Genomic DNA, 26,412 nt, shown 5'->3' on the forward strand with positions numbered 1-26,412 from the left:
AAAAGCCCTAGGGATTTTCCTAGGGCTTAAGTTTTCATCTGCTTATAGATTTACAAATTATTCAAACGCAGATCTAATAACACTCGATCTTGCTCTGAGGCATTTTCATTTGCTTTGGCTTGTTCATAAGCACTTCTAGCCGCATCTATATCGCCTTTTTTAGACAAAATATCGCCGACTAAAATCTGTTTGCGAAGTTCCCACGTTTTATCTTGAACATTACCTAAAGTTGCAATAGCTGTATCATACTGTCCTAGTTGATATTGAACGGATGCTAAACGGAAACGAATGATATTTTGCAATGTCGGATCATCTGTGCCTGACAATGCTTTTTGTAAGCCACTTTCTGCCTCAGTGAATTTATTTTGCAATACATTTTGTCTCGCTTGTTCAAGTTCTGCTAATACTGCATAACTACCAGAATTATCATCGATAAACTTATCAATAAGCGGTGCATTCTTTGTTGGATCTTGCAAATAAGTTTCCATCACTTGCTGATATTGTGCAGAAGTGGCTTGAGAAACTTCCATTTGATGATTTTGCCAATAATTCCAACCAAAACTTGCGCCAGAAACTAAAGCAATAACTAACAATATCGGCGTACCATTTTGCTTAAACCAATTCTTAGCTTCATTAAATTGTTGTTCTTCGGTACTGTTATAATAATCGCTCATCCTATCCCCTTTTATGCAAAGCGTGATGTTAATTGTTGAATAATGTCATTTTGTGAAACGGTAACTTGCTCTGCTTCACCTAATAAATCTTTAATTACTACCGTATTTGCAGCGACTTCTGTTTCGCCTAATACTAATGCTATTTTTGCACCGAGTTTATCGGCTCGTTTAAATTGTTTTTTAAAGTTACCGCCACTGGTATGTTGCATAATTCTTAATTGTGGTAAAGCTGAACGTAATTTTTCCGCTAAGCCAAATGCTTTTTCAGCGACACCATCGCCCGCACTAATCACATAGATATCAACAGCTCTCGGTAAAGTAATATTGGTATTAACTTCTTGAATTAATAGCACTAGACGCTCTAATCCCATCGCAAACCCTACGCCTGGAGTGGCATGTCCACCTAATTGTTCAACTAAGCCATCATAACGTCCACCGGCACAAACTGTGCCTTGTGCGCCTAATGCTGTGGTAACCCACTCAAATACAGTCTTGTTGTAGTAATCTAATCCTCGTACCAACTTAGGATTAATTTCATAACTAATGCCCATATTGTCTAAGATAGTGCAAAGTCTATCAAAATGGGTTCTCGATTCTTCATCTAAGAAATCATACAATTTTGGCGCACCATCTAAAACAGCTTGTAATGCCTGATTTTTAGTATCCAAAATGCGTAATGGATTAGTCACTAAGCGACGTTCACTGTCAGGATCTTGTTTGAGTACATCAAGATGATCTTGCAAGAAGGCAACTAAAGCTTCACGGTATTTTTTTCTCACTTCTAACCCACCAATTGAGTTAAGTTGTAGAGTCACTTTATCGCGAATACCCAGTTTTTCCCATAATCTTGCGGTTAATAAAATAAGTTCCGCATCAGCTTCTGCATTTTGAATCCCAAAGATTTCTACACCTGCTTGGTGGAACTGACGATAGCGACCTTTTTGTGGTCTTTCATAACGGAACATTGGTCCGATATACCATAAGCGTTGTTCTTGGTTATAAACCCATCCATGCTCAATCGCTGCACGAACACAACCTGCTGTTCCTTCTGGTCTGAGTGTCAGACTTTCTTCATCTCTGACCATCGTAAACATTTCTTTCTCAACGATATCCGTAGCTTCGCCAACTCCTCTTTTGAAAAGGTTAGTCGATTCAATAATTGGACTACGAATTTCCGTATAACCATAACTGGTAAAAGTGTCTTTGATTTGTTGCTCTACCCATTGCCATAATGGCGTTTCTGATGGGGAACAATCGTTCATTCCTCGAATTGCTTGAATCGCTTTTGCCACTGTTTATTTCCTATAATTACAAATTTTATTAACCAATTAACCGCTTATTTGTCGAGATTAGACTTGGGTAACATCAATACGTTTATGCTGTTCAGCTACTCTCGCTCGAATTTTTGTTTCAAGCTGATCAATTAATTTTTCATTCTCAAAACGCTCTTTTTGACGAACGCCATCCAAATAGAATCCACTCATTTTATTACTACCGGTTACACCTAAATCAGACACAAGAGCCTCACCTGGTCCATTTACCACACAACCGATGATAGATACATCCATTGGCGTAATAATATCTTCTAAGCGTTGTTCTAAAGCATTGACTGTTCCGATAACATCAAATTCTTGACGAGAACAAGTTGGGCAAGCAATAAAGTTGATCCCTCGAGATCGAATACGTAGTGATTTTAAAATATCAAAGCCAACCTTAATTTCTTCAACAGGATCGGCTGCTAAAGAGATACGTAATGTATCACCAATACCCTCTGAAAGAAGCAAGCCTAAGCCTATTGCAGATTTAACCGCACCTGCTCTTGCTCCACCTGCCTCAGTAATACCTAAATGCAGAGGTTGTTTAATTGCTTTTGCAAGTAAGCGGTAAGATTCAACCGCTAAAAAGACATCAGAAGCTTTTACACTCACTTTGAATTGATCGAAGTTGAGACGATCAAGAATTTCCACATGGCGTAATGCTGATTCAAGTAAAGCTTCAGGTGTAGGCTCACCGTATTTTTCTTGAATATCTTTTTCTAATGAACCCGCATTTACTCCAATTCGAATTGGAATATTTTTATCTCTTGCACAATCTACAACAGCACGAATACGTTCTTCTTTGCCGATATTACCTGGATTAATTCTCAAGCAATCAACACCATATTCTGCTACTTTTAATGCTATACGATAGTCAAAATGAATATCGGCAACTAAAGGCACTTTGACTTGCTGTTTTATCAGTTTAAAAGCTTCTGCTGCATCCATTGTCGGTACAGACACACGTACGATATCGGCACCAACACGCTCTAGAGACTTAATCTGTGCTACTGTGGCTTCTACATCAGTAGTACGAGTATTCGTCATTGATTGTACTGCAATAGGAGCATCGCCCCCCACAGGCACATTTCCCACATAAATCTTTGTCGATTCACGACGTTTAATAGAAGGTTCTTTTAACATTATTTTAATTCGCTAAAGGTAATCTGAAACGAGCAACTCGTCCATCTAATTGCATAGGAACTTCTTGCCCTTTATAATAAATTTTCACATTAATTGGTGCGCCAACAGTTAAACGATAATTTTCATTATCATTAAAAGTTAATATATCTCCTGGATTATAAAGCTTTTCTGCTAATTTCTTATTATTTCCATCACGTACTGTCAACCAACTTTGTGCATTAATCACTTCAATACGTAATTCATCATTATTGATTACAGCTGGTGTTACTTCTGTCGTTTCTTCTGCTGTGGATTCTACTGGAGCAATTTGCTGTAGAATATTAACTGGCGTTGTTGACTCTTCTGTAGTTACAGATGTCACAGCTTCATTCATGTTCTCTTGGGAAGTTGAAGTATTTTCTGTTGTAGTTATAGCTACAGCAGTAATTGAACTTGCTTGTTCAACTGGAGAAGATTCAACCACAGTACCAGTCGCATTTACAGCTGAATTTGGGATCTCTGCAGAAGAACTTGCAGTTGTAGCTTCAGATACAGCATTATTTTTTTCAGATGTTATTGCTGGTGAAACATTAGATAAATCAATTGAATTTGACTCAGATGAACTGCTTGTTGTAGGTAGAGGTAACGATACAGCTGAATCTGAATTTTCAGATAACTGAATTGACTCGTTAACTAACTGTTCATCACCATTTTGAGTCTTTTGATGATCTTGCCACCACCAAGCTAAAGTCATACCAATAGCAGATAGCAACACTAACCATGTCAGTATTTTTACCCAGCGAGTCTGAGATTTATGATTGTTCGTTACTTTAATTGGCTTAAGTGGTCGTTTGGCTTGCTTGGGAATCGTTACTTCACCATAATTGACAGAGCTAATCAATTCCTCAGGTAAACGCAAGAATCTGACATAATTACGAACATAACCTCTAACGAACGTTGGTGGTACATTTGCTAAAATAAAAATATCATTTTCTAAAGAATCAATATGGGATCTTTTTAGATTTGTTTGTTTAGCTGCTTCTTCAATACTGATATTGAGGCTTTCACGTGCATATTTAAGTTGCTGTCCAAGAGACAGTGTTGATGTTGTTTCAGTCATTATCATCCACTTTTTAAAGAAAAATTGTAGGGAAGTTTAAAGGCGTATGGATTGTTTTGCAATCTTCATTATGTCAAGAACCGCAAATTTATAGAAAGTTCCATATAAGCGGTGAGATTTTCTCATACATTTACAAAAATGAAATATTTTATTTCACCGCTTGGTCGCATTATACTACACTCGTCAGTTTATTGTTCCACAGTTTAAACAATATAAATAGGATTGTTTCGGATCGTTAAACTTACTCAATAGATCCGCTTGCTGTTTCACTTGACTCGCTAGTGGTAAATTAAGTAATTGTGTTAACTCTGTTTTCATATTCATTTTAAAATCACGCATTACCTGGCCAAAAAATGAATCATCTGTGTAAATAAACCATTGTGTAGCAAAATTATCAATCTCATCTTTTCCTTCTGCAACTTGATGTTGATTGATTAAAGTTACCATTTCATTATAGGCATCATCAAAATCACCTAATTTGTCAACTAAACCTTTATCTAATGCAACTTCACCCAGCCAAACTTGCCCTTGAGCTACTTTATCTACATCTGATTTTGACATATGTCTTCCTCTGCTCACTAAATCTAAAAAGCGATCATATCCACTTTCAATACTAATTTGCATCAATTCAGCTTGTTCTCTCGGTAATGTTTTTAGCAGAGATTGGCTTGCAAGTGATGAAGTAGAGACTCCATCTTGGCTTAAACCTAACTTTTTAGCGGTATTTTCAAAAGTTACAGCAAGACCGAATATACCAATGGAGCCTGTTAATGTTGTAGGGCTTGCGACAATTTTATCGCTAGTTGCAGCAATCCAATAGCCACCAGATGCAGCCATTCCCCCCATAGAAGCAATCACAGGTTTACCACTTTTCTGAATTGACTCAACTTCTTGTCGAATCAATTCTGATGCCATAGCACTTCCGCCTGGACTATTAATCCGCAAAATTAAGCCTTTTACATTTTCATCTTCTTTTGCTTCTCTTAATAATCTAACAATGGTATCGCTACCTGCTGAATCTTCATCACTATCGCCTAAAACAATTGCCCCCTCAACATTCACAACTGCAATTTTATTTGGCCCATTAACATTAAATCTATCAGGAAGATGGCTAACATAATCAAAAAAATCAATATAATTATAATCACCTTCTGGATCTCGCCCAAATTCATCAATCAGCATTTGATGAATCTCTGCATTAGTCGCTAATTCAGTGACTAATTGACGAGATAATGCAAACTGAGCGTCATCACCATTCGCTTCTTTAAATTGAGCAATATATTTAGAGGGTTCTGGAACGATTGATTCAGGGTCAATCTGTCTATTAGTAGCAATGCCATTTTTAAAATTTTGCCAAGCTGCGGAAAGCCATAAGGTTGCATTTTCTTTTGCTTCTGGAGACATGTCATCGCGAATAAATGGTTCTACAGCAGATTTATAAGTCCCTACACGGAAAATATGTGGCACAGCCTCTATTTTGTCTAATAACGTCTTAAAATAAACCGTTTCATAGCTCATGCCATGTAAATCAACAAAACCCGCTTTATTTAATAAAATTTTGTCTGCAAAACTAGCTAAAAAATATTGTCTCTGAGAAAAATAATCCCCGATGGCAATAACAAGTTTATTCTCTGCTTTAAAGTCGGTAATAGCTTTGCCTATAAATTCTAAAGAAGGTTGATCCCCCCCTTCAAAAAAGCTTAAATCCAACACTAAACCAGTGATAGCATCATCGTAAGTTGCCTTTCTGATTGCGCTCACTACATCAAATGTAGAAATTTTAACGGGTTCACTCCCACTACCAAACTCACTTCTTACAAAACGACGAAAATCACCAAAATCATCATGATTATCAGCAAGATATCCATCTAAATTTAATCGTAACGCCCCTTTATCAAAAGGCATGGATTGATTTGACGAAGTAGGCTCCTCAGACAAAAGCCCCCAAATAGAAAAAACAAAGAGCACAAATAAAATAAAAAACAAGCTCATTACGAATTCTCTAATACAACGAAAAACACGATATACATTTTTAAGAAATACTAGCATTTTAACTCTCAAACAAAATAAAAAAGTTGTTGTATAAGCTACCACAAAAAAACACGAAAATTAATAAAATATGCTATGCTTTACCACAATTTTTCGCATGGAGATTCCATAATGGAAGTATTAAATCTATTACAGCATCGCCGTTCCAGTAAAAAGTTTAGTGATATTGCACCAACTAAAGAACAATTAGAGATTATTTTAAAATCCGCACTACGCGCTCCCGATCATGGTCGTTTAAAACCTTATCATTTTGTTGTAATTGAAAAAGAGAGTATGGCCCTGTTTGAAAAGCATTTAAAATCGGCAGCAATTGAATTTAAATTAGGTAACGAAATACTCGCAAAAGCGGAAAAAATTAGTCAGCGAGCGCCGATGATTATTGGCGTAGTCGCAAAAATTACAAAAGATATCGAGAAAGTACCCGCTTGGGAGCAAATGCTAACCGCAGGCTGCGCAACTTATGCGATGCAATTAGCTGCCAACGCTCAAGGATTTGAGACATGTTGGATCTCGAATAAATGGATCGATGGTTCAGATCTTCGCAAAGCATTTAACTGCCAAGAATCCGATAAAATTATCGGCTTAGTCATGATAGGATCGCCTGCCGATAGCGAAAGTATCACGCTAGCAAGTCATACCGATGATACAACCCCTTTTGTGAGTTACCTCAAATAATTATTATGCAACAAGATAATCATAATTATGAAGATTTGATTCAAATTTTTAATCAATGCTTTTCGGATAGTTATAATACAAAATTGGAAAAAGGCGGTGATTATCCCATTTATCTCCCAGCATTTTGTGATGAGGGAAAAATTAAGAGTGATCGCTCTTATAATGTGATCTTATTTGCCCATGGATTTTATAGTAGTGCCTTGCACGAAATTTCGCATTGGCTAGTTGCGGGCAAAAAAAGACGAAAATTAGAAGATTTTGGCTATTGGTATGAGCCTGATGGCCGTTCTGAAGAGCGACAAAGAGAATTTGAACAGGTCGAAGTAAAACCTCAAGCAATAGAATGGATCCTTTCTACTGCGGCTAATTTTCGTTATTTCGCGAGTGCCGATAACTTAACAGGCAATGCAGGTGATAACACCGCTTTTAAACATGCGGTCTATGCTCAAGTGCAACATTATGCAGAGAAAGGTTTGCCTTTGCGTGCAGAAAAACTCAGACAAGCCTTGAGTCAGTTTTACAATACACCCAATTTTATTGATCTCTCAAAATTTGATATAACCAGAATTTAGGAAGGATATTATGCAATTTACTGTAATTATTCCCGCTCGATATGCTTCAACTCGATTACCTCGTAAACCATTATTGGATATTGTAGGTAAACCGATGATCCAACACGTGTGGGAAAAAGCCAAACAATCGGGAGCTACTCGTATTATTGTTGCCACAGATCATCCGGAAATTGTGGACGTGGTAACCAACTTTGGCGGGGAAGTTTGTTTAACTTCAGAGCACCATCAATCAGGTACCGAACGCATTGCCGAAGTTATCGACAAGATGGAAATTAGTGATGACGAAATCATCGTCAATATTCAAGGTGATGAACCTCTTATTCCTCCAGTTATTGTTGCTCAAGTCGCAAAAAATCTTGATTCACACCAAGTAAATATGGCGACATTAGCGGTTAAATTAACCTCAAGTGAAGAACTATTTAATAAAAATGTGGTTAAAGCAGTAACAGATAAAAATGGCATCGCATTGTATTTTTCTCGTGCGCCTATTCCTTTTGCTCGCGATCAATTTCCCGCATGTGATGATAGCTTTATTGAGCAACAACCTTATTTGCGTCACATTGGACTCTATGCCTACCGAGCAGGCTTTGTGAAACAATATATAGCTTGGCAACCAAGTGCCTTAGAGCAATTAGAGTCTTTAGAGCAACTACGTGCATTATGGCATGGAGAAAAAATTCATCTAGAACTTGCTAAAGAAGCCCCTCAGGTTGGTGTAGATACAGCAGAAGATCTAGAAAGAGTACGTCAGATTCTATCTGAATAATAACCCAAGCGGTAAGATCACATTCATGATTTGCAAAATAATCGAATGATGTTACCGCTTATATTTTACATGGAGACATTTATGTTAGGTAATATTTTAGGTTCTGTAGCATCATCAGTATTAGGTGGTGGAGAAGGGCAGTCAAAAGCAATACAGCTTATTCAAACATTGTTACAATCTCAAGGTGGGATTCAAGGCCTTATTGCAAAATTTCAACAAGGTGGATTAGAAGATTTAGTTAAATCTTGGATTAGTACAGGGGAAAACAAGCCTATTTCTCATCATCAAATCGTCGATATCTTTGGTAAAGACAATTTAGATAATGCTGCACAAGAAGCGGGTATTGAGCAAGATGAAGCACCCAATTTACTTTCTGAATACCTACCAAAAATTGTAGATACGCTCAGCCCAGATGGAAAATTAGATTTGGATAGTCTAAATACAAGCGATCTATTACAACAAGGTGCAAAAGCTGTATTTGGAAAATTGTTTAATTAAAAAATTAAGCCCCTAATTTTTGTCCATTAGGGGCTTACTCTTCAGTGAATTAGTCAATATTTTCTAATTCTTCTTCCGACAGTGTTTCTTGTAATTCACTGCTTGGCACTTTTCCATCCCTCACTTTAAAATCAAGATTTTGGAAATACGCTTCTCTTACTGTCGCATAAGGATCTTGTGATTGTTTTAATAACTCATCTTGATCTAATAAATTAGCTCTTGCATTAATGCCTTGAACCCCTACTTTCGCTAATGTCCATGGCGTAGTAAGTAGCGATAATACAGGATAGGTTGAATCAACAAGCCCTCCCAAATCTTGACGAGGTGTTGCTGGCCCATAAGCAGGTAACATCACATAAGGACCTGTTGGTACATCATAAGTACCTAAAGCATGTCCAAATGAACGCTGCCCATTATCCAATTTCAAATCATCAGTTAAACTAGCCCAGTCAAAGAGTCCACCTAAACCAAAAATAGAGTTAAACCAGAATCGAGTAAAATGGACCATCGCCTTTTGACCTTCACCTTCAACTAAACGATTAACAAAACTAGCAGGCTCATCTAAGTTATTTGCGACATTCACTAACCCTGTTTTAATTGGGCTAGGTACATAATCTCTCCATCCTTGTGCGACTGGTTTAAGTACATAGGGATCAAGATATTCATAATTAACCTTCCACATCGCACGATTAAACCCTTCAAAAGAATCAACTCTCTCACCAGTATTTGGATCTTGTGAAGATGAACACGCAACCAAAAAAGCAACCGAAGTTAGCATACAAACTGTTTTCAATTTACCCATAAAATTCATCTCCATTTAATTCAAAAAAGGGTTACTTTTCTTTTCCTGTCCAATAGTCGTATGTGCACCATGCCCAGGAATAATAATGAAATCATCAGCTAAATCAAATAATTTAGAATGAATTGTATCAATTAATTGTTCAAAATTACCACCAAATAAATCAGTTCTACCTATACTATTTCGGAAAAGTACATCACCAGTAAAAGCAATTTTATTATTAAAATCAAAAAATCCAACATGACCTGGTGCATGTCCTGGTAAATGGCGAATAGAAAAAGTCAGCTCACCCACGCTCAAATTATCTGATTCATTTAACCAATAATCAGGTAAAAAAGCAGGAACTGGAGGAAAACCATATTCTTGACAGATTGTAGGAAGTTGCTCAAATAAAGGCTCATCATCTTGATGAGAACCAAAAACTTCAACATCAAAGTATTTTTTTAGTGGTTCAACCGCCATTATATGATCTAGGTGACCATGCGTAATAACAAGTTTATCCACTTTTAATTGTTGTGATTCAACAAATTTAATAATCTTTTCTGCTTCATCTCCAGCATCAATAATGACAGCATTCTTATTATTATCCCATACTACCGAACAATTTTGCTGAAAGGCACCAACAGGAATAATTTGTAAATTAAACATTATACACTACCCTATTAAGAACCTCGCCAAGTACGGACAGGTCCAGTATCTACATGAACAAAATGGCTACGAGGATAATAACCTACACCACCACTCTTTAAGCTTTCTGCTACAGACTTAAGTTTAGCCAATGGAATATCTTTTATATAAAAATCAACAGCTTGGCCTTTAATATGATAGCTATTACTAGCAACTTGTTTAGATCGACGACGCATTGCAGCATTTGTTTTTGCAGAACGGTATCCACTCAAGATAAGAATTTCAGAATTTCTAGCTCCTAACCGAGCTTGAATTTTAGTTAACTTGAAAAATAAATTGGGGTCAATTGCTTTAACTTGGTTAGTATGGCGATCTCTCATAATATAATTGAGTTTTTTTAGATCAGCTTGTGAAAAACGCCCTTCACGATGTGAGGTAACTAAAGACTCTCCTGTATTTACATTATGCAAACGTAAAGAAAGGGGTTTCGGAGTTGATACAATTGCCATAGCAAGATTAGATAAGCAACTCGAACCAAGAATCACTCCTCCAAGTGAAAGCCATCTTCGGCGCTGTACATCTATAGATTTCATCATAGCTCCATTATTTAAACGACAATGGGGTATCAAAATACCCCTTAATTTATATTATTAACTTATATTACTCTAGATCAGAGTACTTAACTTTGCCCAATCTAGCGAAATACTTGATACTTTTTTATCTAACTTGTAAATATCAGGCAATGTATGTACTTGCCCATTTTCTACCCATGCAGTCACATAATAAAGATAGACTGGATTATCGGATTGAATACGAGCAGATGTTGTTTTTTTACTTTGTAATACTTTATTCTTACGTTGCTCTGACCATCCAGCCTCTTTTAATAACATCATTGCCAGTTCATCTGATTTTGCTACCCTGACACAGCCTGAACTTAATGCACGCATACTTCTACCGAATAATCCATGATTTGGTGTGTCATGTAAATAAATTGCATCGGAACTTGGCATATTAAATTTATAACGCCCCAAAGCACTATCATCTCCGGCTTTCTGTCTTATACGATACGGAAAATTCTTTTTTGGATTATCATAAGAAGTCCAATCAATACTATAAGCATCAACTTTATTACCTTTACTATCAAAGAGTTCATACCCATTTCTTTCAGCGTAACCTGGATCTTTTCTCATTTTAGGCACTAAATCTTTATTCTTGATACTAGTTGGTACATTCCAAGGTGGATTAACCACAACATTGCTTAGCTTGCTATACATTACAGGTGTACGTCTATCAGTTCTGCCTACAATGACTTTTGATTGTAATGCCAGTTTTCCATCACGGAAATAGTAAAGCTGATAACTTGGTATATTGACAAAAATACCATTATCAAAGCTAGGAATTAAGCGTAATCGCTCAGCATTTAAAGCTAGATTCTGGGCAGAAACATTAGAATTTGTTGAGCTTGACGATAATAACTCAAACATTTTATTTACTGTTTCTTGATAGACATGATTTCGAGGAATTAAATCTCCAACAAATTGAGCTGAATAGCCAGTTTTTATCATGCTAATCCAAAGTTCAATATCTTGGTTAGATGGTGCTTTCACACTGTAGCTACCAAGATCATATAACCACTCATTAGCAAATTTTGATACATTTTTAGTGTAATACAAATAATCTAAAAAACTATCAGTTAGTAAAATATCTCTTTCTAATTCAGAATTACTATTCAAAATTTGCTTCAGTGCCATTGTGGATTTCTTAGAAATACCACTAGCAGCAAATACTGCATATTCCTTCAAGAAAAGTTTTTCAGCCATTTTATCTTGCCATAATGGCATAAACTCATTTTGCAAATAAATTCCAGCCGTTGTCTTTAATAACAATAACTGATTATTACCTATTTCCTGCTGAACTCTTTGCTGTGCTACTGCCAATTGCTCAGCTGCAATCTTACTATTTTCTTGTTGAATAGCAGATTGGGCACTTCTTGCCAATTCCATCGCTTTTTCTTGCTGAACCTTGAAGCTAAGTTGTGACAAAACATTATCACTAGCAATAGCAATAGTAGAAAAAGTGACACTCGATAGCATCACAAGAGGAAGATATTTTAATTTTTTCATTCTAAATCCGTGTTTAAAAATTTCGCATACTATATTCGTATAACTGCGTATAAATACAGGTCGCTAAATTCCTACGACCTGAGGACTGTTTCATTATAAACGAAATTTTTACTTTTTATCAAATTTTAACCAATCCGCCATCATATGCTCAGTTTCGGTTAAGAAAAAGTCTGGAGCTTCATAGTCTTTTGGTAAGTCATCAAGACTTTTTAATGGTTTCTTTCCTTCTCGTTTAAATCTAGCATTGAGATCTTTTAAACGTTTAGCATCCATTTCAGTATGTTCTTTACGTCTCTCTGCTAAATTTAGCGAAATAAATTTACGGGCATCCCTTTCTCGATCAACTGCAATATCTTCTGCCAAAGTGATAAATTCAGGTTCATCCTTAATGCGTTCCTCATGCTTCTTGGTTAATTCAGCTACAGCATTGCGAGCATGACCAACTTCTGAATAATTTGCGGCTGGAATTTTATCCCAAGGTAATGCATTATCTTCAAAGCTTTCACCTGTTTTTTCTGCATTAATAATCTCAGGAAAATAGATATCAGGTTCAACGCCTTTCAATTGAGTACTACCGCCATTAATGCGATAGAATTTCTGAATAGTATATTGAATATACCCTAATGGATTTTTATCAAGATCATAGACAAAGTTTAAAGAGCGACTTTGTTGTACAGTTCCTTTACCAAAGGTTTTTTGACCAACTATAATTGCTCGATTGTAATCTTGCAATGCCGCAGCAAAAATCTCAGAAGCTGATGCACTGTGACGATTAATCATCACCATAATATCGCCAGTATATTGCACATCACTATCAGGATCTTCATGCACTCTAATGCGATTGAAAGCATCACGTACTTGAACGACTGGACCTTCTTTAATAAATAATCCTGTTAATTCAACGACTTCAGGTAAAGATCCGCCACCATTTTCGCGTAAATCGATAATCAATCCTTCAGCATTTTTTTCTTTCATTTCGACTAACAATTTACGCACATCATCAGTAAGTCCAATATAGAATGAAGGTATCTTGATCACAGCAATATTTTTGCCATCAATTTTATCAAAAGTCAGTTTAGCTGCACTATCTTCTAAATGAATCGTATCTCTAACTAAAGTAACAATTTTATTTTTCCCACCCTTTTCTGGTTCTATTTCTAAATAAACCTTAGAGCCTTTTTTACCTTTAATTTTGTCAACAACATCATCTAAACGCCAACCAACTACATCCTCAATTTTACTTTTAGTTTGACCAACACCGACAATTTTATCCCCTGCAGAAATTTCTTTACTTCTAGCCGCTGGAGCACCCGGTACAAGGGATTTAATAGTTGTAATATCATCTTCCATTTCAAGCGTTGCACCAATTCCCTCTAGAGATAAATTCATACTCTCTTGAAAACGTTGTGCAGAACGTGGCGAAAGGTAACTTGTATGAGGATCCAATTCTCTTGCAAATGCATTCAAATAGGTCTGTAAAATATCATCTGCTCTATTTTGAGTTAGGCGACGAATGGCCAAGTTATAGCGCTTAACTAATGTTTTTTTAATCTCTGGCCATTTTTTATCTTTTAAATACAGATTTATAACATCATTTTTAACACGCTGAGTCCAAAGCTTATTAGCTTCTTCTATTGTTTTAGGAAATGCTGCTTTTTCTCTATCACTTTCAATTTGATCTTGCTCTGTCAAATTAGGTTCATTATCTAATAGTGAAAGAGCATACTTATAACGCTCATAGCGACGCTTTGTCATTAAATCATACATTTCAAAAGCTGAAGTCAATTGACCATCATATAATTCATCATCTAATTTTAAAGCATATTTTTGTCTCAATTGATCAACATCAGATTGAAGAAAGGTATTATGGCTACCATCTAACCAGTCAATATAACGATTGAATATATTTTGTGAAAATTTATCATCTAAATTAAATTTACGATAATGAGATTGAGTTAGACGAGCAGTAACCCGTTTAGTTGAAAGCTCATGTTGACTTGTTGATTTTGGAATCGTGATATCTGATTCTTTAATTGTCGGCTCAACAGCTAAACTATTTAATACGACCAAACCAACCAAACTAACAATATACTTTAATTTGTTGTATTTCATATAAATTCTACTCCTGTAGTAAAATAAATTTAGTGACGTTCACGACTAAATTTACTCTCCAATGCAACAAGACTTTCGAATGAGGCTTTAGGTGCTTCAGTATTCTTTCTCATTGTACGTTTTTTATTATTCTCTTTAGCTTGTTGCTTAAAGTAAGCTTTACGTTTTTCTTTTATTTGCTGAGCCTTCTTTTCAGCATAAGCGGCTTTAGCTTGTTCTAATGATTTTGCGGCATGCTCTGCTTGAGCAGCATCAACAATACCATCATGTTCTCCATTAAGACCAACTCGAATTGCCCCTTCTTTACACGCATGTAAATAACGCCAATTTGCAGTATAAGATCTTAATGCTTGACGTAATAACGTTTTACTTATTTTCTCATCATCAGACAAAGCTTCTGCTAACTCTTGGAAAAGACCAACCTTCAATGGTTTTGCTTCCCCTTCCAAGAAGAAGCATTGTGGAAATTTTTCCGCTAAATAAACAATTACTTCCTTAGTTGTTAATGCTGTTTTATTGTTTTGTTGAACGTCAACTTGTTGTTCAGTCATACTAGTTTCCATATAAAAATCCATACCTAAGTTAGAACAAATTATTTAATCTAACCTTCTAAAAATCTTTCTGCATCAAGTGCAGCCATGCATCCTGTACCTGCCGAAGTAATCGCTTGACGATACTGATGATCCATTACATCACCTGCGGCAAACACTCCAGCCACACTTGTTGCTGTTGCATTTCCATCTAATCCCGATTTTACGACAATATAACCATTATTTAATTCCAACTGGTTTGCAAATATTTCAGTATTAGGTGAATGCCCAATTGAAACAAATACCCCATCTAAAGTAATAAGCTTATCTTCTCCATCATTGGTTGATTTAATATTTATGCCCGTTACACCAGAATTATCACCTAATACTTCATCAAGTACACTATTCAAATGTAAGATAATTTTGCCTTCTTCTACTTTCTTCATTAAGCGGTCAATTAAAATCTTCTCACTTCTAAACGTTTCACGACGATGAATTAAATGAACCTCAGAAGCTACATTCGAAAGATATAATGCTTCCTCTACCGCAGTATTTCCACCACCAATCACAGCAACAGGCTTATTTCTATAGAAAAAACCATCGCAAGTCGCACAAGCAGAAACACCTCGCCCTTTGTAAGCTTCTTCTGATGGTAAACCTAAATATTTTGCTGAAGCTCCAGTCGCAATGATCAAGGCATCACAAGTAAAAGTATTAAAATCACCGTTTAAAGTGAAAGGACGTTTAGATAAATCAACAGAATGAATATGATCAAAAATAATTTCTGTATCAAATTTTTCAGCATGTTGTTGCATCTTATTCATCAATTCTGAACCGGTAATTTCATTAAACTCTCCTGGCCAATTTTCTATTTCAGAAGTTGTAGTGAGTTGTCCGCCTTGTTGCATACCAGTGACTAATACTGGATTTAAATTTGCTCTTGCTGCATAAACAGCTGCTGTATATCCAGCTGGACCAGAACCTAATATCAACAACTTAGCATGTTTTACTGTCATTCTTTTTCTCCAAAGATAAGCGGTAAGATAATAACAAAAAAGAGCAATTATCTTACCGCTTATTTAACTAATATAATAAGGAATATAACTGTCTGCGGTATTTTGCAGCCAAAGGATCAGCATTTCCCATTGCTGATAAAATTGCTAAAAACTGTGTTTTAATTTCGCCATTAGCAACTGTTAAATCTTTCTTTAACCATGCTAATAATAGAGACAACGCCTCATCATTTCTCTTTACTTGATGAAGTTGATTAGCTAATTGAATCGCAATCTCTGGCGTTGCAGTACGCTCATATTCTGCCTGTAATTGCTGAATTTCAGGTGAGTCTGCCGCTTCCATTAGTAATTTTATTTGGCTCTGTAATCCTGTCCATCGACTATCTCTATCTTGAATCGGAATTTGAGATAGAATCTCTGTCGCTTGCTCAATATTCTTCAATGCGATATGGGTTTCAGCGTAAAGTAATCCAAAATCACTATTCTTTTTATCTGTTTTTTCCCAAGCAGATTTCAGTAAAGGAAGAGCGAGATCATATTGTTCTGCCTCTAGATATTCAATAGCTTGGCTAAATTGTAACTCTTCTTCCTTCGGTAAAATATTACCTAATCGAATACGTAATTCCTGTTCAGAAACCGCACCTTGAATCGCATCTACAGGTTGACCATTTAAAAAGAAATATGTTGTAGGAATGGCTTGCACTCTAAATTGTGAGGCAATCATCGGTTGTTCATCACAATTCACAATTGCAAGTAAAAACTGCTTGGCATATTCATCCGCTAATCTGCGTAATAACGCTTCCATTTCAAGAGAAATTGATTCGCTAGGTGAAATAAAGTGAAACACCACAGGCACTTCAGCTGTGGCGTTAATTACTTCGCTAAAATTAGTTTCGTCTACATTTATTAAATAATTCATTGTTACCTTATAAAACTCAGCGTATTGTAATCATTATAAACACTATTCTGTTATATAGCGATAATTGATCTTATATTTGATAGAATCATGTCCACTAAAAACTTCACATCTATCAATCATATTATAATAAAAAACCGAGGACAATGTCCTCGGTCCAGATGATTGAGCTATTCATTAAAATTCAAGCATTATCCATTGACAAATTTTTCACCTAATTCAATTTCTGCTTTTAATGTAGGTAACATGGCATTAATCGCAGCTTCTTCATACGTACTTAACTTACCAATTGGTAAAAATTCTTCAATACCATGACGTCCTAAGCGTATTGGTTGAGCAAAGAAACGAGTGTATCCACTATTACCTTCAACATAAGCGTATTCAATAATATCTTCACCAATCAAACCTTTTACAACTGAACGAGCGAAACGAGCAGCAGCTTGAGCCATGGATAATGTCGCAGAGCCAGAACCTAATTTTGCTTTAACAATCTCAACCCCAGCATTTTGAACCTTGAGTGTGAGTTCTTCGACTTCTTCTTCTGTAAATTGTAATTTTTCTTCTTCAGTAGCCTGAGAGAATAACGGAAGAATTGTTACACCAGAATGACCTCCAATGACAGGAACCTTAACATTATTGACATCTTTACCCTTCAATCTAGCAACAAATCTTTCTGAACGTAAAAGATCTAAAGAAGTGACCCCAAATAATTTACGCTCATCATAAACACCTGCTTTTTTTAAAAGCTCTGCAGCAACAGGAACCATGGTATTCACTGGATTTGTAATAATACCGATACAAGCTTTTGGACAAACTTCAGCAATTTTTTCGATTAAATTTTTAATGATTCCTGCATTAAAATCGAATAATTCAGCTCGATCCATCACAGTTTTACGGACTCCCGCCGTAATTAGTACTAAATCAGAGCCTTTCAAAGCTTCACTCGGATCATCCCCACAATAGCCAACAATATTAATTGATGTTGGAATATGATCTATGTCTGCTGCAATACCTGGGGTAACAGGTGCAATATCATACAATGCCAAATTAGTTCCTTCTGGCAATTGTAACTTAAGCAATAGTGCTAATGATTGGCCTATACCACCTGCCGCACCTAGTAGTGTTACTTTCATAAATGCCTCCATATCTTAAAGTTGTACTAAAACATTCCCAAAATAAATTTATGGATAATTATAAAAATATTCAAATATAAAAAACTGTTCAACTTAAAACAAACTCATATTAAAAATATTTTAATTTGCATATATTCTATGAGAGTAAAAGATCATGTATTACCATTAAAAAATAAAGTAAGAGAAATAGATAGACAAAGCAACTTAATCATACCTGAATATAAAATAAACTGTGTTATTCATATTGCCTACATCTAATCTATGATTAAGGCTCCCATTCTTACTTAGTTTTATATGCCAAAATATGATTGTTTAGTATTTTGCTGAATAACGGCTAATTATCGTTCTCACTCCACCATTACTTGCACATTTAGACTCATCTTGAGCCATAGAATAACTTCCATCACGACAAATAGCAGTTACATTTTCAGGTAAATTTTCAGTTGCTTGTAACTGTAAAATTTGATGAGGAAAAACTGCCGTCTTATCTGATGTAGTTTCAGCTACTTTAACTGAAGTTGTTTGAGTACAAGCCACTAATACAAAAGGTAGAACTAATAAACTCATAGCCACTGTAATATTTTTCATTATGTACTCCTATTTTCTCTAAAATTTAGGTTAGATAAAAACTGAAAATTTTAATCTTTGGTATATATAATGACTTGATATTATTCAAAATTCAAGCATTATCCATTGATATATTTCTCACCCACTTCAATCTCTGCTTTTAATAATGGAATCAGAGATTCGAACGCTATTTTTTCACTAGCACTCAGCTCACCTAAAGGTAATACTTTTTCAATACCATTACGACCTAAACTCACTGCTTGTGCAAAAAATCGAGTATATTCTCCATCGCCCTCAACATAAGCATATTCAACTATATCTTCACTAGCTAATCCTTTCAATACAGCCAAAGCAAAACGTGTGCCTGCCTCCCCCATTGATAATGTAGCAGACCCAGTACCTGCTTTATCTTTAACTACTTCAACACCAGCGTCTTGTACACTTTTGGTCAATTTCTCAATTTCCTCATCGGTAAATTGTAATTTTACTTGTTCATAAGCTTGAGAAAATAATGGAAGAATAGTAATACCTGAATGACCACCAATAACCGGGACCTTAACTTTACTCACATCTTTTGATTTAAGATCTGCCACAAAGGTTTCTGCCCGTAAAATATCCAATGTTGTTACACCAAATAATTTACGCTTATCATACACTCCTGCTTTTTTTAATACCTCAGCAGCAATAGCAACTGTTGAATTAACAGGATTTGAGATCATTCCAATACAAGCTGTTGGGCATGTTACTGCAATTTTTTCAACCAAACTTTTAATAATACTCGCATTATAAGTAAACAATTCTGAACGATCTGAAGTTGGAGTAAAAGCAGCACTTGCTGTAATTAAGACTAAATTAGCCCCTTCCAAAGCTTTTGTCGGATCCTCTCCTGTAAAACCAGTTACTTTAACTTCTGTTGGAATATGGCTTAAATCTCTTGCAACGCCTAACATTGATGGGGCTATATCATATAGTGAAAGGTGAGATCCTATTGGCAGTCGCACTTTAAGTAACAACGACAATGCTTGACCTACACCACCTGATGCACCTAATATTGTGACCTTCATAAGTTTCCCCTCATAAATTTGTATAAAAACAAATCATATTATTAGTTTATGTAAAATTATGCGAATATTCAATATAAGTGAAATAATTCTTAAAAATTAATTTTTATCAATTTTCTGAAGTACAATTAAAAAAAATATGAATACAAATCTATTACTCTTTAAAAAAAAGCCGAGGATTTTTCCTCGGCTATTATTATTTTTATTAAATTAAAAGATTATTACCCATTAATAAATTTTTCACCTAACTCAATATCTGCTTTCAATGTAGGAATCATCGCCTCAATTGCAGCTTGTTCATAAGCACTTAAATCACCAATTGGTAATATTTTCTCAACACCATTACGTCCAAAACGGACTGGTTGTGCAAAGAAGCGAGCATATTTACCATCGCCTTCAACATAAGCGTATTCAACCACTTCTTCACCAGTTAAGCCTTTTAATACAGCACGAGCAAAACGAGCCGCTGCTTGCGCCATTGATAGAGTTGCAGATCCACCACCCGCTTTAGCTTGAACAACTTCTGTACCTGCATTTTGAATACGTTTTGTTAGTGCTTCAACTTCTTCATCTGTAAATTTAATTTTATCTTCTTCATGTGCTTGAGAAAGTAGAGGAAGAATTGTTACACCTGAGTGTCCGCCAACAACTGGCACTTTAATTTTATTGACATCTTTACCTTTTAGTTCTGATACAAATGTTTCTGAACGAAGAACATCAAGCGTAGTTACACCGAATAATTTATTTTTGTCATAAACACCTGCTTTCTTTAATACTTCTGCAGCAATCGCAACAGTAGTATTGACTGGGTTTGTAATAAGACCTACGCACGCTTTTGGACAAACTGCTGCAACTTTCTCAATTAAATTACGAACAATACCGGCATTAATATTAAATAAATCAGAACGATCCATACCTGGTTTACGAGCTACACCAGCTGAGATTAAAACTAAGTCAGCACCTTGTAGTGCAGGAGTTGGATCTTCACCACCAAAACCTTCAACTTTCACCGCAGTTGGAATGTGGCTCACATCCGCCGCAACGCCGGGAGTAACAGGAGCAATATCATACAATGCAAGATTTGTTCCTGCTGGTAATTGTAGTTTTAGCAAAAGAGCTAATGCTTGACCAATCCCGCCTGCTGCGCCTAATACTGCAACTTTCATAAACTTCTCCTTATGAGTTTGTATAAATATAAATCTTGTAGCAAGTTTATGTAAAATTGTGCAAATATTCAAACAACAAAATAAAAATTTGCGACATAACGCAAACTTTTCTCAAATAAATTTTAATTCTCATTGCTTTTTATATATAAACAAGCAAAAATTTCAAATATTTGTCCCATAAAAAATCAAAAAGGAAATCAAGTGGAACAAGCAGATAAGATGGAAAAAAAACTAGACAAAGATGAATCACTAACAGAAGCTTTCAAGTCTTTGTTACACCAAGAAAAATTTGGTTCTCAAAGTGAAATTGTGACAGCGTTACAAGAACTTGGTTTTGAACATGTAAATCAATCCAAAATATCCCGCATGCTCACAAAATTTGGTGCGGTAAGGACGCGTAATGCAAAAATGGAAATGGTTTATCAATTACCCAATGAACCTGCTATTCCAACCACATCAAGCCCACTAAAAAATCTTGTTGTTGATATTGATCATAACGATAACCTCATTGTTGTCCGAACCATTCCCGGTGCGGCACAACTGATTGCGCTTTTATTAGATTCAATGGGAAAATCAGAAGGTATTCTTGGTACCATTGCAGGTGATGATACTATTTTTATTACCCCAACACGCCAAACAGCAATGGATCAACTTATTGAAAATATCACAGAACTCTTTGAAAACAGCTTATAATGAACATTCTAATCACTGGGGGAACTGGCTTTATCGGTAAAGAGCTTTGCCAAAAACTCATCGATCAAAATCATACATTAAGTATTTTAAGTCGCTCCCCTCATCAAAATACACAAGCGGTCACTTATTATCAAACTTTAGCAAATTTTGATAATTTGAATGGATTTGATGCGATTATTAATTTAGCTGGCGAGCCGATTTTTGATAAAAAATGGACCACCAAACAAAAAGACATTTTACGAGCTAGCCGAATCAATATTACGCAACAATTAGTTGATCTCATAAAAAATAGCAATCATCCACCACACACTTTTATATCGGGTTCAGCCACTGGTTTTTATGGCGATCTTCCTAAACAAAATAATGCAAAATATTATGATGAACTGACCGCTTGTGGCGATCAATTTGCGGCTCAATTATGTGCAGATTGGGAAAATACCGCCCTTAAAGCGAACTCTGACAAAACACGAGTTTGTCTCATTCGAACGGGAATTGTCTTAAATAAAGAAGGCGGTGCATTAAAACGAATGTTACCGCTTTATAAATTAGGACTCGGTGGAAAAATAGGAAATGGCTCACAATATTGGTCTTGGATTTCTCTTGAAGACCATGTTAATGCAATATTATTTTTACTGAATAATCCAAACTCAAAAGGCGCTTACAACTTTGTTTCTCCAGAACCCATCACTCATGCTGAATTTAATCGGATCTTATCTCAAGTGGTAAAACGTCCTGCATTTTTTCATGCTCCCGAAATTATGTTAAAAATGATACTTGGAGAACGTTCACAATTATTATTAGATAACCAACCGCTTGTTCCGCAAAAATTATTGAATGAAGGATTTACTTTCCAAGATAACAAACTCACACCAAGTTTGTTTCTCTAAACTCAATAAAAAACAAACAAAAAGGGAGCAACCGCTCCCTTTCTCATCTTTAGTAAATGCTATACATTAAAGCGGAAATGCATGACATCGCCATCTTTAACGATATACTCTTTTCCTTCTAAACGCCATTTACCCGCTTCTTTTGCACCATTCTCACCTTTATATTGAATAAAGTCTTCATAGGCAATCACTTCTGCACGGATAAATCCTTTTTCAAAATCAGTGTGAATCACTGCAGCGGCTTTCGGTGCAGTTGCGCCAACGGCTACTGTCCAAGCTCTTACTTCTTTTACACCGGCAGTGAAGTAAGTTTGTAAATTTAATAAAGCATATCCTGCACGAATTACACGATTTAAACCCGGTTCTTCAATGCCTAAATCTTGTAAAAATTCTGTTTTTTCATCATCGTCTAATTCAGCAATTTCAGCTTCAATCGCTGCGCACACTGGCACAACTACAGAACCTTCTTTTTCTGCAAACTCACGGACTTTATCTAAATATGGATTATTTTCAAAACCATCTTCATTGACATTAGCAATGTACATTGTTGGCTTTAAGGTTAAGAAGTTATAACCTTTAATCGCGTGTAATTCATCTTTATCTAAATCAACGGTACGGATCATGCCTGCATTTTCGAGTACAGGTAGGATTTTTTCCATGATCGATAATTCATATTTTGCATCTTTATCGCCGCCTTTTGCACGTTTTTGTAAACGTTGAATAGCGCGCTCACAGCTATCTAAATCAGCTAAAGCAAGCTCTGTATTGATAGTTTCAATATCATCAAGGGGATCAATTTTTCCTGCAACGTGCACAATATCATCATTTTCAAAACAACGAACAACATGCCCAATTGCATCCGTTTCACGAATATTTGCTAAGAATTTATTGCCTAATCCTTCGCCTTTACTTGCACCCGCCACTAAACCTGCAATATCCACGAATTCCATTGTAGTAGGTAATACACGTTCTGGATTCACAATTTCAGCTAATGCATCTAAGCGAGGATCTGGCATTGGTACGACACCAGTATTCGGCTCAATTGTACAAAACGGATAGTTTGCCGCCTCAATACCTGCTTTTGTTAATGCATTAAAAAGCGTTGATTTACCTACATTGGGTAAACCCACGATACCACATTTAAATCCCATAATTTTTCCTATTTCTTAATGTTAAATGGCTATGCCTTGAATGCGTTCAAACGATTCGTTGCTTTGACAATGCCTTCTTTAAATAAAAGATCCATACAACGCCCCGCTTCATCAACGGCAGCATCAATCAATGGCTTATCTGTTGGCGAGGGTTTTCCTAACACGTAGCTTGCTACTAGATCTTTATGTCCTGGGTGACCAATACCAATTCGGACACGATAAAAATTCTTGTCATTCCCTAGGCTTGCAATAATGTCTTTTAAGCCATTATGTCCGCCATGGCCACCACCTTGTTTGATTTTCACCACACCTGGAGGTAAATCTAATTCATCGTGTGCGACTAAAATTTCTTCAGGCTTTATGCGATAAAAATTTGCTAACGCACCAACCGCTTTACCACTTAAATTCATAAAAGTCGTTGGCACGAGTAAACGCACTTCACCCTGTGCAGGATTAATTTTAGCAACCTTACCAAAGTATTTTGATTCTTCTTTCAATGAAACGCTATATTGGCGAGCGATTTCATTAATTAACCACTCCCCTGCATTGTGACGCGTTTCCTCATACTTGGCACCTGGATTGGCTAATCCAACAATCAACTTAATTTGTGACACGTCATCTATCCTAAAATACTGGCCTAAAATAATAAAGGCGGTATTGTAGGAAAAAAGCGAAGACTTAACAAGAGAAAGCCTTTACAAAGAATATGTAACCTTTATCTATTTAAAATAAAATATTTTATTAATCATTGAATGACATCTTCATTTTATTAAAGATAAAGCTTAAAATGCGATAATCATTCTCATTTAAAAAGGTGGTTATGTATGAATAAACTATCATCTAATGACAAAAAACCTTTACATATTGAAAATCCTATCGCTGAAACCTTATTAATTCCTCTATACATGAAAGCGAAATTAACTAATCAAAATAGCATTATAATCAAGGACAGCAGTGCCGTTGATTTAGTATCTAAGCTAAACTACAATTTTGATAAATTTTCTGCGGCAGACATGAGTTTGATTGGATGCGGTTTACGAGCTGACTATTTTGACCAATATGCAATTCAGAAAATTGAGCAATCTATTCAACAAAATTACCATTTAGTTATTATTTCTATTGGCTGTGGGTTAGATAATAGATATCAACGTATTGTAGAACAAACCAATATCGATAAAACCTATTTTGATAATATCCATTTTTATGAAATCGATTTACCTGAGGTCATTGAATTACGCTCAAAATTAATACCTGAAAAGTATAACCAACATTATATCGCTGGCTCAATGTTTGAAGATAAATGGCTGATTGATATCCTTAACACTCTAAAGCTTAATACAACAAATAATAATCTGCCCATTAATGTAAATTTCTGCTTTTTAATTGAAGGGGTTTTAATGTATTTTCAGTCCGAACAAGTGAAATCATTTTTTGCTATGCTTGCTGATACCTTAACCCACGCAAATAAAACATCCAAAGACTCATATCATATTGCTGATATAGATATCATGTTTGATGCAACAGGCGTATTGGCCACTAAATTCTCAAAAAAACATGATGCAGTTCGACACATGAATGCTGAATTTAAATGGGGAATGTCAAATAATGAACAACTTACTATTTGGGATAAACGTTATAAGTTACAGTCCTCAAAATATATTATGGATATCAAGCCACATCTATGGTCAATCAAAGCCAAATTAATAAGATTGATACCTAAATTCCGTAAATTCTCTAAAATCCTTAATTATTCAATAGAAATTAACTAAATCCCATAAAAAATGGCTCATTTTAGTCACTTATTTTGAGCCATTTTTATTTTGTAAATCGGAAATTAAACTTTTGCTGAATACACCTTAAATTTATTCGATTTAGCTAACAAAGTGTGTGAACCGAAAGCGTGATCGAGTAAATCTGGATAAGGTAAGAAAGCATTAGCGACAATACGCAACTCACCACCTTTACTCAGATGCTGTTTGGCTTGAAGAATTAAAGATTCAACTGCTCGATATGCGGTATCGACCCCATCATGAAATGGCGGATTAGAGACAATCAAATCAAATCGCTCTGGAATATGTGAAAACACATCACTCGCTATGACATGACCTTCTAATTCATTTTCTGCTAATGTACGTTTGCTTGATTCTATTGCCATTGCGTGTACATCAGACATTGTCAGTTTAATTTTTGGAAACTGTTGTTTTAAGAATCCACCAATCACTCCCGCACCACAGCCTAAATCTAACACTTTACCTTTTAACCGATCCGCTTTATCAAAAGTAGAAAGCAATAATTGCGAGCCACTATCTAACTCTGCCGAACTAAATACCGCAGGTAAAGCAAACACATTAAGTGATTGCAAGCGGTAAGATTTCCAAAAAGAATTGTAATTAAAATCAGGTTGAGTCTGTAAAGAAAAATGATACAGTCCGCAACGGCGAGCGGAATCAATTTTGGCAATATCACCAAATGGCTCAAGCATTTTTTCAACAGAGCGAACACCAGAACGATTTTCACCAATAATCAGCATTTCTTGCCCAATCGGTGCATTAGATAACCATTGTAACAGTTGAAATTGACACTCTTGTTTGTTCTTCGTCCAATAGAAAACTGCTAAATCAGCAGAATCCTCACAAAGCAACCCAAATTTAGCTTTATCATACTGATTTACATAATCAAAATAGCTACTAAACACGGTAACATTTTGACTTTGCTTACGAATTTCTTCCGCAAAATGATCTTTAATATAGCCAAATAGCAAGATATTTTTCTTTTCAAATAACGCTAAATGGCGTTCTAATACTTCACTCTCTGGTGATAACATATTTTTCCTATTTTAATT

27 protein-coding genes are annotated in these 26,412 nt (G+C 35.7%); 7 read left to right on the forward strand and 20 right to left on the reverse strand.

Annotated features, from left to right (window positions below; all coding sequences use genetic code 11):
- Positions 1-50: 50 nt before the first annotated feature.
- From A6A10_RS06090 to sppA, 5 genes are all read right to left on the reverse strand, one after another.
- Positions 51-674: a YfgM family protein gene (locus A6A10_RS06090; protein ID WP_121120952.1), complete on the reverse strand. Its 624-nt coding sequence runs from the start codon at positions 672-674 to the stop codon at positions 51-53.
- Positions 675-685: 11 nt separating this feature from the next.
- Positions 686-1,966, reverse strand: coding sequence for a histidine--tRNA ligase (gene hisS, locus A6A10_RS06095; protein WP_121120950.1), 1,281 nt, complete (start codon positions 1,964-1,966; stop codon positions 686-688).
- Between the two features lie 57 nt (positions 1,967-2,023).
- A complete protein-coding gene (ispG, locus tag A6A10_RS06100; protein WP_170143745.1) occupies positions 2,024-3,133 on the reverse strand; it encodes a flavodoxin-dependent (E)-4-hydroxy-3-methylbut-2-enyl-diphosphate synthase in 1,110 nt (369 codons plus the stop codon).
- 4 nt (positions 3,134-3,137) lie between these two features.
- Complete coding sequence (locus A6A10_RS06105) at positions 3,138-4,232, reverse strand: RodZ domain-containing protein (RefSeq protein WP_121120946.1); 1,095 nt, start codon at positions 4,230-4,232, stop codon at positions 3,138-3,140.
- A gap of 183 nt (positions 4,233-4,415) precedes the next feature.
- Entirely contained in the window at positions 4,416-6,281 is a 1,866-nt protein-coding gene (sppA, locus tag A6A10_RS06110) for a signal peptide peptidase SppA (protein WP_121120944.1), read from the reverse strand.
- Positions 6,282-6,392: 111 nt separating this feature from the next.
- On the opposite strand from sppA, the gene A6A10_RS06115 reads away from it, so the two are divergent.
- The 4 genes from A6A10_RS06115 to A6A10_RS06130 all read left to right on the forward strand — a co-directional run bounded on the left by A6A10_RS06115 (position 6,393) and on the right by A6A10_RS06130 (position 8,792).
- Entirely contained in the window at positions 6,393-6,956 is a 564-nt protein-coding gene (locus A6A10_RS06115; RefSeq protein WP_121120942.1) for an NAD(P)H nitroreductase, read from the forward strand.
- 5 nt (positions 6,957-6,961) lie between these two features.
- On the forward strand, positions 6,962-7,528 hold the full coding sequence (locus A6A10_RS06120) for an elongation factor P hydroxylase (RefSeq protein ID WP_121120940.1): 567 nt from the start codon (positions 6,962-6,964) through the stop codon (positions 7,526-7,528).
- A 10-nt stretch (positions 7,529-7,538) separates the two neighbouring features.
- The gene (gene kdsB / locus A6A10_RS06125; protein ID WP_121120938.1) at positions 7,539-8,294 is read left to right on the forward strand and encodes a 3-deoxy-manno-octulosonate cytidylyltransferase; all 756 of its coding nucleotides are present in this window, start codon (positions 7,539-7,541) and stop codon (positions 8,292-8,294) included.
- An 81-nt stretch (positions 8,295-8,375) separates the two neighbouring features.
- The gene (locus A6A10_RS06130) at positions 8,376-8,792 is read left to right on the forward strand and encodes a YidB family protein (RefSeq protein ID WP_121120936.1); all 417 of its coding nucleotides are present in this window, start codon (positions 8,376-8,378) and stop codon (positions 8,790-8,792) included.
- Between the two features lie 49 nt (positions 8,793-8,841).
- Here A6A10_RS06130 and A6A10_RS06135 read toward each other — a convergent pair whose 3' ends face one another.
- The 12 genes from A6A10_RS06135 to mdh (A6A10_RS06190) all read right to left on the reverse strand — a co-directional run bounded on the left by A6A10_RS06135 (position 8,842) and on the right by mdh (A6A10_RS06190) (position 20,839).
- Positions 8,842-9,594, reverse strand: coding sequence for an MlaA family lipoprotein (locus A6A10_RS06135; protein ID WP_154399694.1), 753 nt, complete (start codon positions 9,592-9,594; stop codon positions 8,842-8,844).
- Between the two features lie 15 nt (positions 9,595-9,609).
- The gene (locus A6A10_RS06140) at positions 9,610-10,239 is read right to left on the reverse strand and encodes an MBL fold metallo-hydrolase (protein WP_121120934.1); all 630 of its coding nucleotides are present in this window, start codon (positions 10,237-10,239) and stop codon (positions 9,610-9,612) included.
- Positions 10,240-10,253: 14 nt separating this feature from the next.
- The gene (mepK, locus tag A6A10_RS06145; RefSeq protein WP_121120932.1) at positions 10,254-10,811 is read right to left on the reverse strand and encodes a peptidoglycan L,D-endopeptidase MepK; all 558 of its coding nucleotides are present in this window, start codon (positions 10,809-10,811) and stop codon (positions 10,254-10,256) included.
- A 72-nt stretch (positions 10,812-10,883) separates the two neighbouring features.
- Positions 10,884-12,341, reverse strand: coding sequence for a L,D-transpeptidase family protein (locus A6A10_RS06150; RefSeq protein ID WP_121120930.1), 1,458 nt, complete (start codon positions 12,339-12,341; stop codon positions 10,884-10,886).
- A 108-nt stretch (positions 12,342-12,449) separates the two neighbouring features.
- Complete coding sequence (gene prc / locus A6A10_RS06155) at positions 12,450-14,453, reverse strand: carboxy terminal-processing peptidase (protein WP_121120928.1); 2,004 nt, start codon at positions 14,451-14,453, stop codon at positions 12,450-12,452.
- Between the two features lie 29 nt (positions 14,454-14,482).
- Positions 14,483-15,004, reverse strand: a complete 522-nt coding sequence (proQ, locus tag A6A10_RS06160) for an RNA chaperone ProQ (protein WP_121122248.1) — start codon at positions 15,002-15,004, stop codon at positions 14,483-14,485.
- A gap of 50 nt (positions 15,005-15,054) precedes the next feature.
- Positions 15,055-15,999 (reverse strand): thioredoxin-disulfide reductase, encoded by a 945-nt coding sequence (trxB, locus tag A6A10_RS06165; protein WP_121120926.1) that lies wholly within the window; start codon positions 15,997-15,999, stop codon positions 15,055-15,057.
- A 67-nt stretch (positions 16,000-16,066) separates the two neighbouring features.
- Positions 16,067-16,915: a co-chaperone YbbN gene (locus tag A6A10_RS06170; protein WP_121120924.1), complete on the reverse strand. Its 849-nt coding sequence runs from the start codon at positions 16,913-16,915 to the stop codon at positions 16,067-16,069.
- A 188-nt stretch (positions 16,916-17,103) separates the two neighbouring features.
- Complete coding sequence (gene mdh / locus A6A10_RS06175) at positions 17,104-18,045, reverse strand: malate dehydrogenase (protein ID WP_121120922.1); 942 nt, start codon at positions 18,043-18,045, stop codon at positions 17,104-17,106.
- Between the two features lie 312 nt (positions 18,046-18,357).
- A complete protein-coding gene (locus A6A10_RS06180) occupies positions 18,358-18,633 on the reverse strand; it encodes a DUF3761 domain-containing protein (protein ID WP_121120920.1) in 276 nt (91 codons plus the stop codon).
- Positions 18,634-18,731: 98 nt separating this feature from the next.
- Positions 18,732-19,676 (reverse strand): malate dehydrogenase, encoded by a 945-nt coding sequence (gene mdh, locus A6A10_RS06185; protein ID WP_121120918.1) that lies wholly within the window; start codon positions 19,674-19,676, stop codon positions 18,732-18,734.
- Positions 19,677-19,894: 218 nt separating this feature from the next.
- Positions 19,895-20,839, reverse strand: a complete 945-nt coding sequence (gene mdh / locus A6A10_RS06190; protein ID WP_121120916.1) for a malate dehydrogenase — start codon at positions 20,837-20,839, stop codon at positions 19,895-19,897.
- 219 nt (positions 20,840-21,058) lie between these two features.
- Here mdh (A6A10_RS06190) and argR point away from each other — a divergent pair, with 219 nt between their 5' ends.
- Together argR and A6A10_RS06200 are read left to right on the forward strand one after the other, a co-directional pair.
- Positions 21,059-21,532 carry a transcriptional regulator ArgR gene (gene argR / locus A6A10_RS06195; RefSeq protein WP_121122246.1) on the forward strand — a complete coding sequence of 158 codons (474 nt, stop codon included), beginning with the start codon at positions 21,059-21,061 and terminating at the stop codon, positions 21,530-21,532.
- A complete protein-coding gene (locus A6A10_RS06200; RefSeq protein WP_121120914.1) occupies positions 21,532-22,419 on the forward strand; it encodes a TIGR01777 family oxidoreductase in 888 nt (295 codons plus the stop codon). The genes argR and A6A10_RS06200 overlap by 1 nt, the downstream gene beginning before the upstream one ends.
- 59 nt (positions 22,420-22,478) lie before the next feature.
- Here A6A10_RS06200 and ychF read toward each other — a convergent pair whose 3' ends face one another.
- A complete protein-coding gene (gene ychF / locus A6A10_RS06205) occupies positions 22,479-23,570 on the reverse strand; it encodes a redox-regulated ATPase YchF (RefSeq protein ID WP_121120912.1) in 1,092 nt (363 codons plus the stop codon).
- A gap of 29 nt (positions 23,571-23,599) precedes the next feature.
- Positions 23,600-24,184 (reverse strand): aminoacyl-tRNA hydrolase, encoded by a 585-nt coding sequence (gene pth / locus A6A10_RS06210; RefSeq protein WP_121120910.1) that lies wholly within the window; start codon positions 24,182-24,184, stop codon positions 23,600-23,602.
- A gap of 210 nt (positions 24,185-24,394) precedes the next feature.
- Between pth and A6A10_RS06215 the strand changes: the two genes are divergently transcribed.
- Positions 24,395-25,339, forward strand: coding sequence for a class I SAM-dependent methyltransferase (locus tag A6A10_RS06215; RefSeq protein ID WP_121120908.1), 945 nt, complete (start codon positions 24,395-24,397; stop codon positions 25,337-25,339).
- 65 nt (positions 25,340-25,404) lie between these two features.
- Here the strand turns inward: A6A10_RS06215 and rsmC are convergent, their stop codons facing one another.
- A complete protein-coding gene (gene rsmC, locus A6A10_RS06220; RefSeq protein WP_121120906.1) occupies positions 25,405-26,394 on the reverse strand; it encodes a 16S rRNA (guanine(1207)-N(2))-methyltransferase RsmC in 990 nt (329 codons plus the stop codon).
- Positions 26,395-26,412: the final 18 nt, after the last annotated feature.

The organism is Otariodibacter oris, from assembly GCF_009684715.1.
GTDB lineage: Bacteria > Pseudomonadota > Gammaproteobacteria > Enterobacterales > Pasteurellaceae > Otariodibacter > Otariodibacter oris.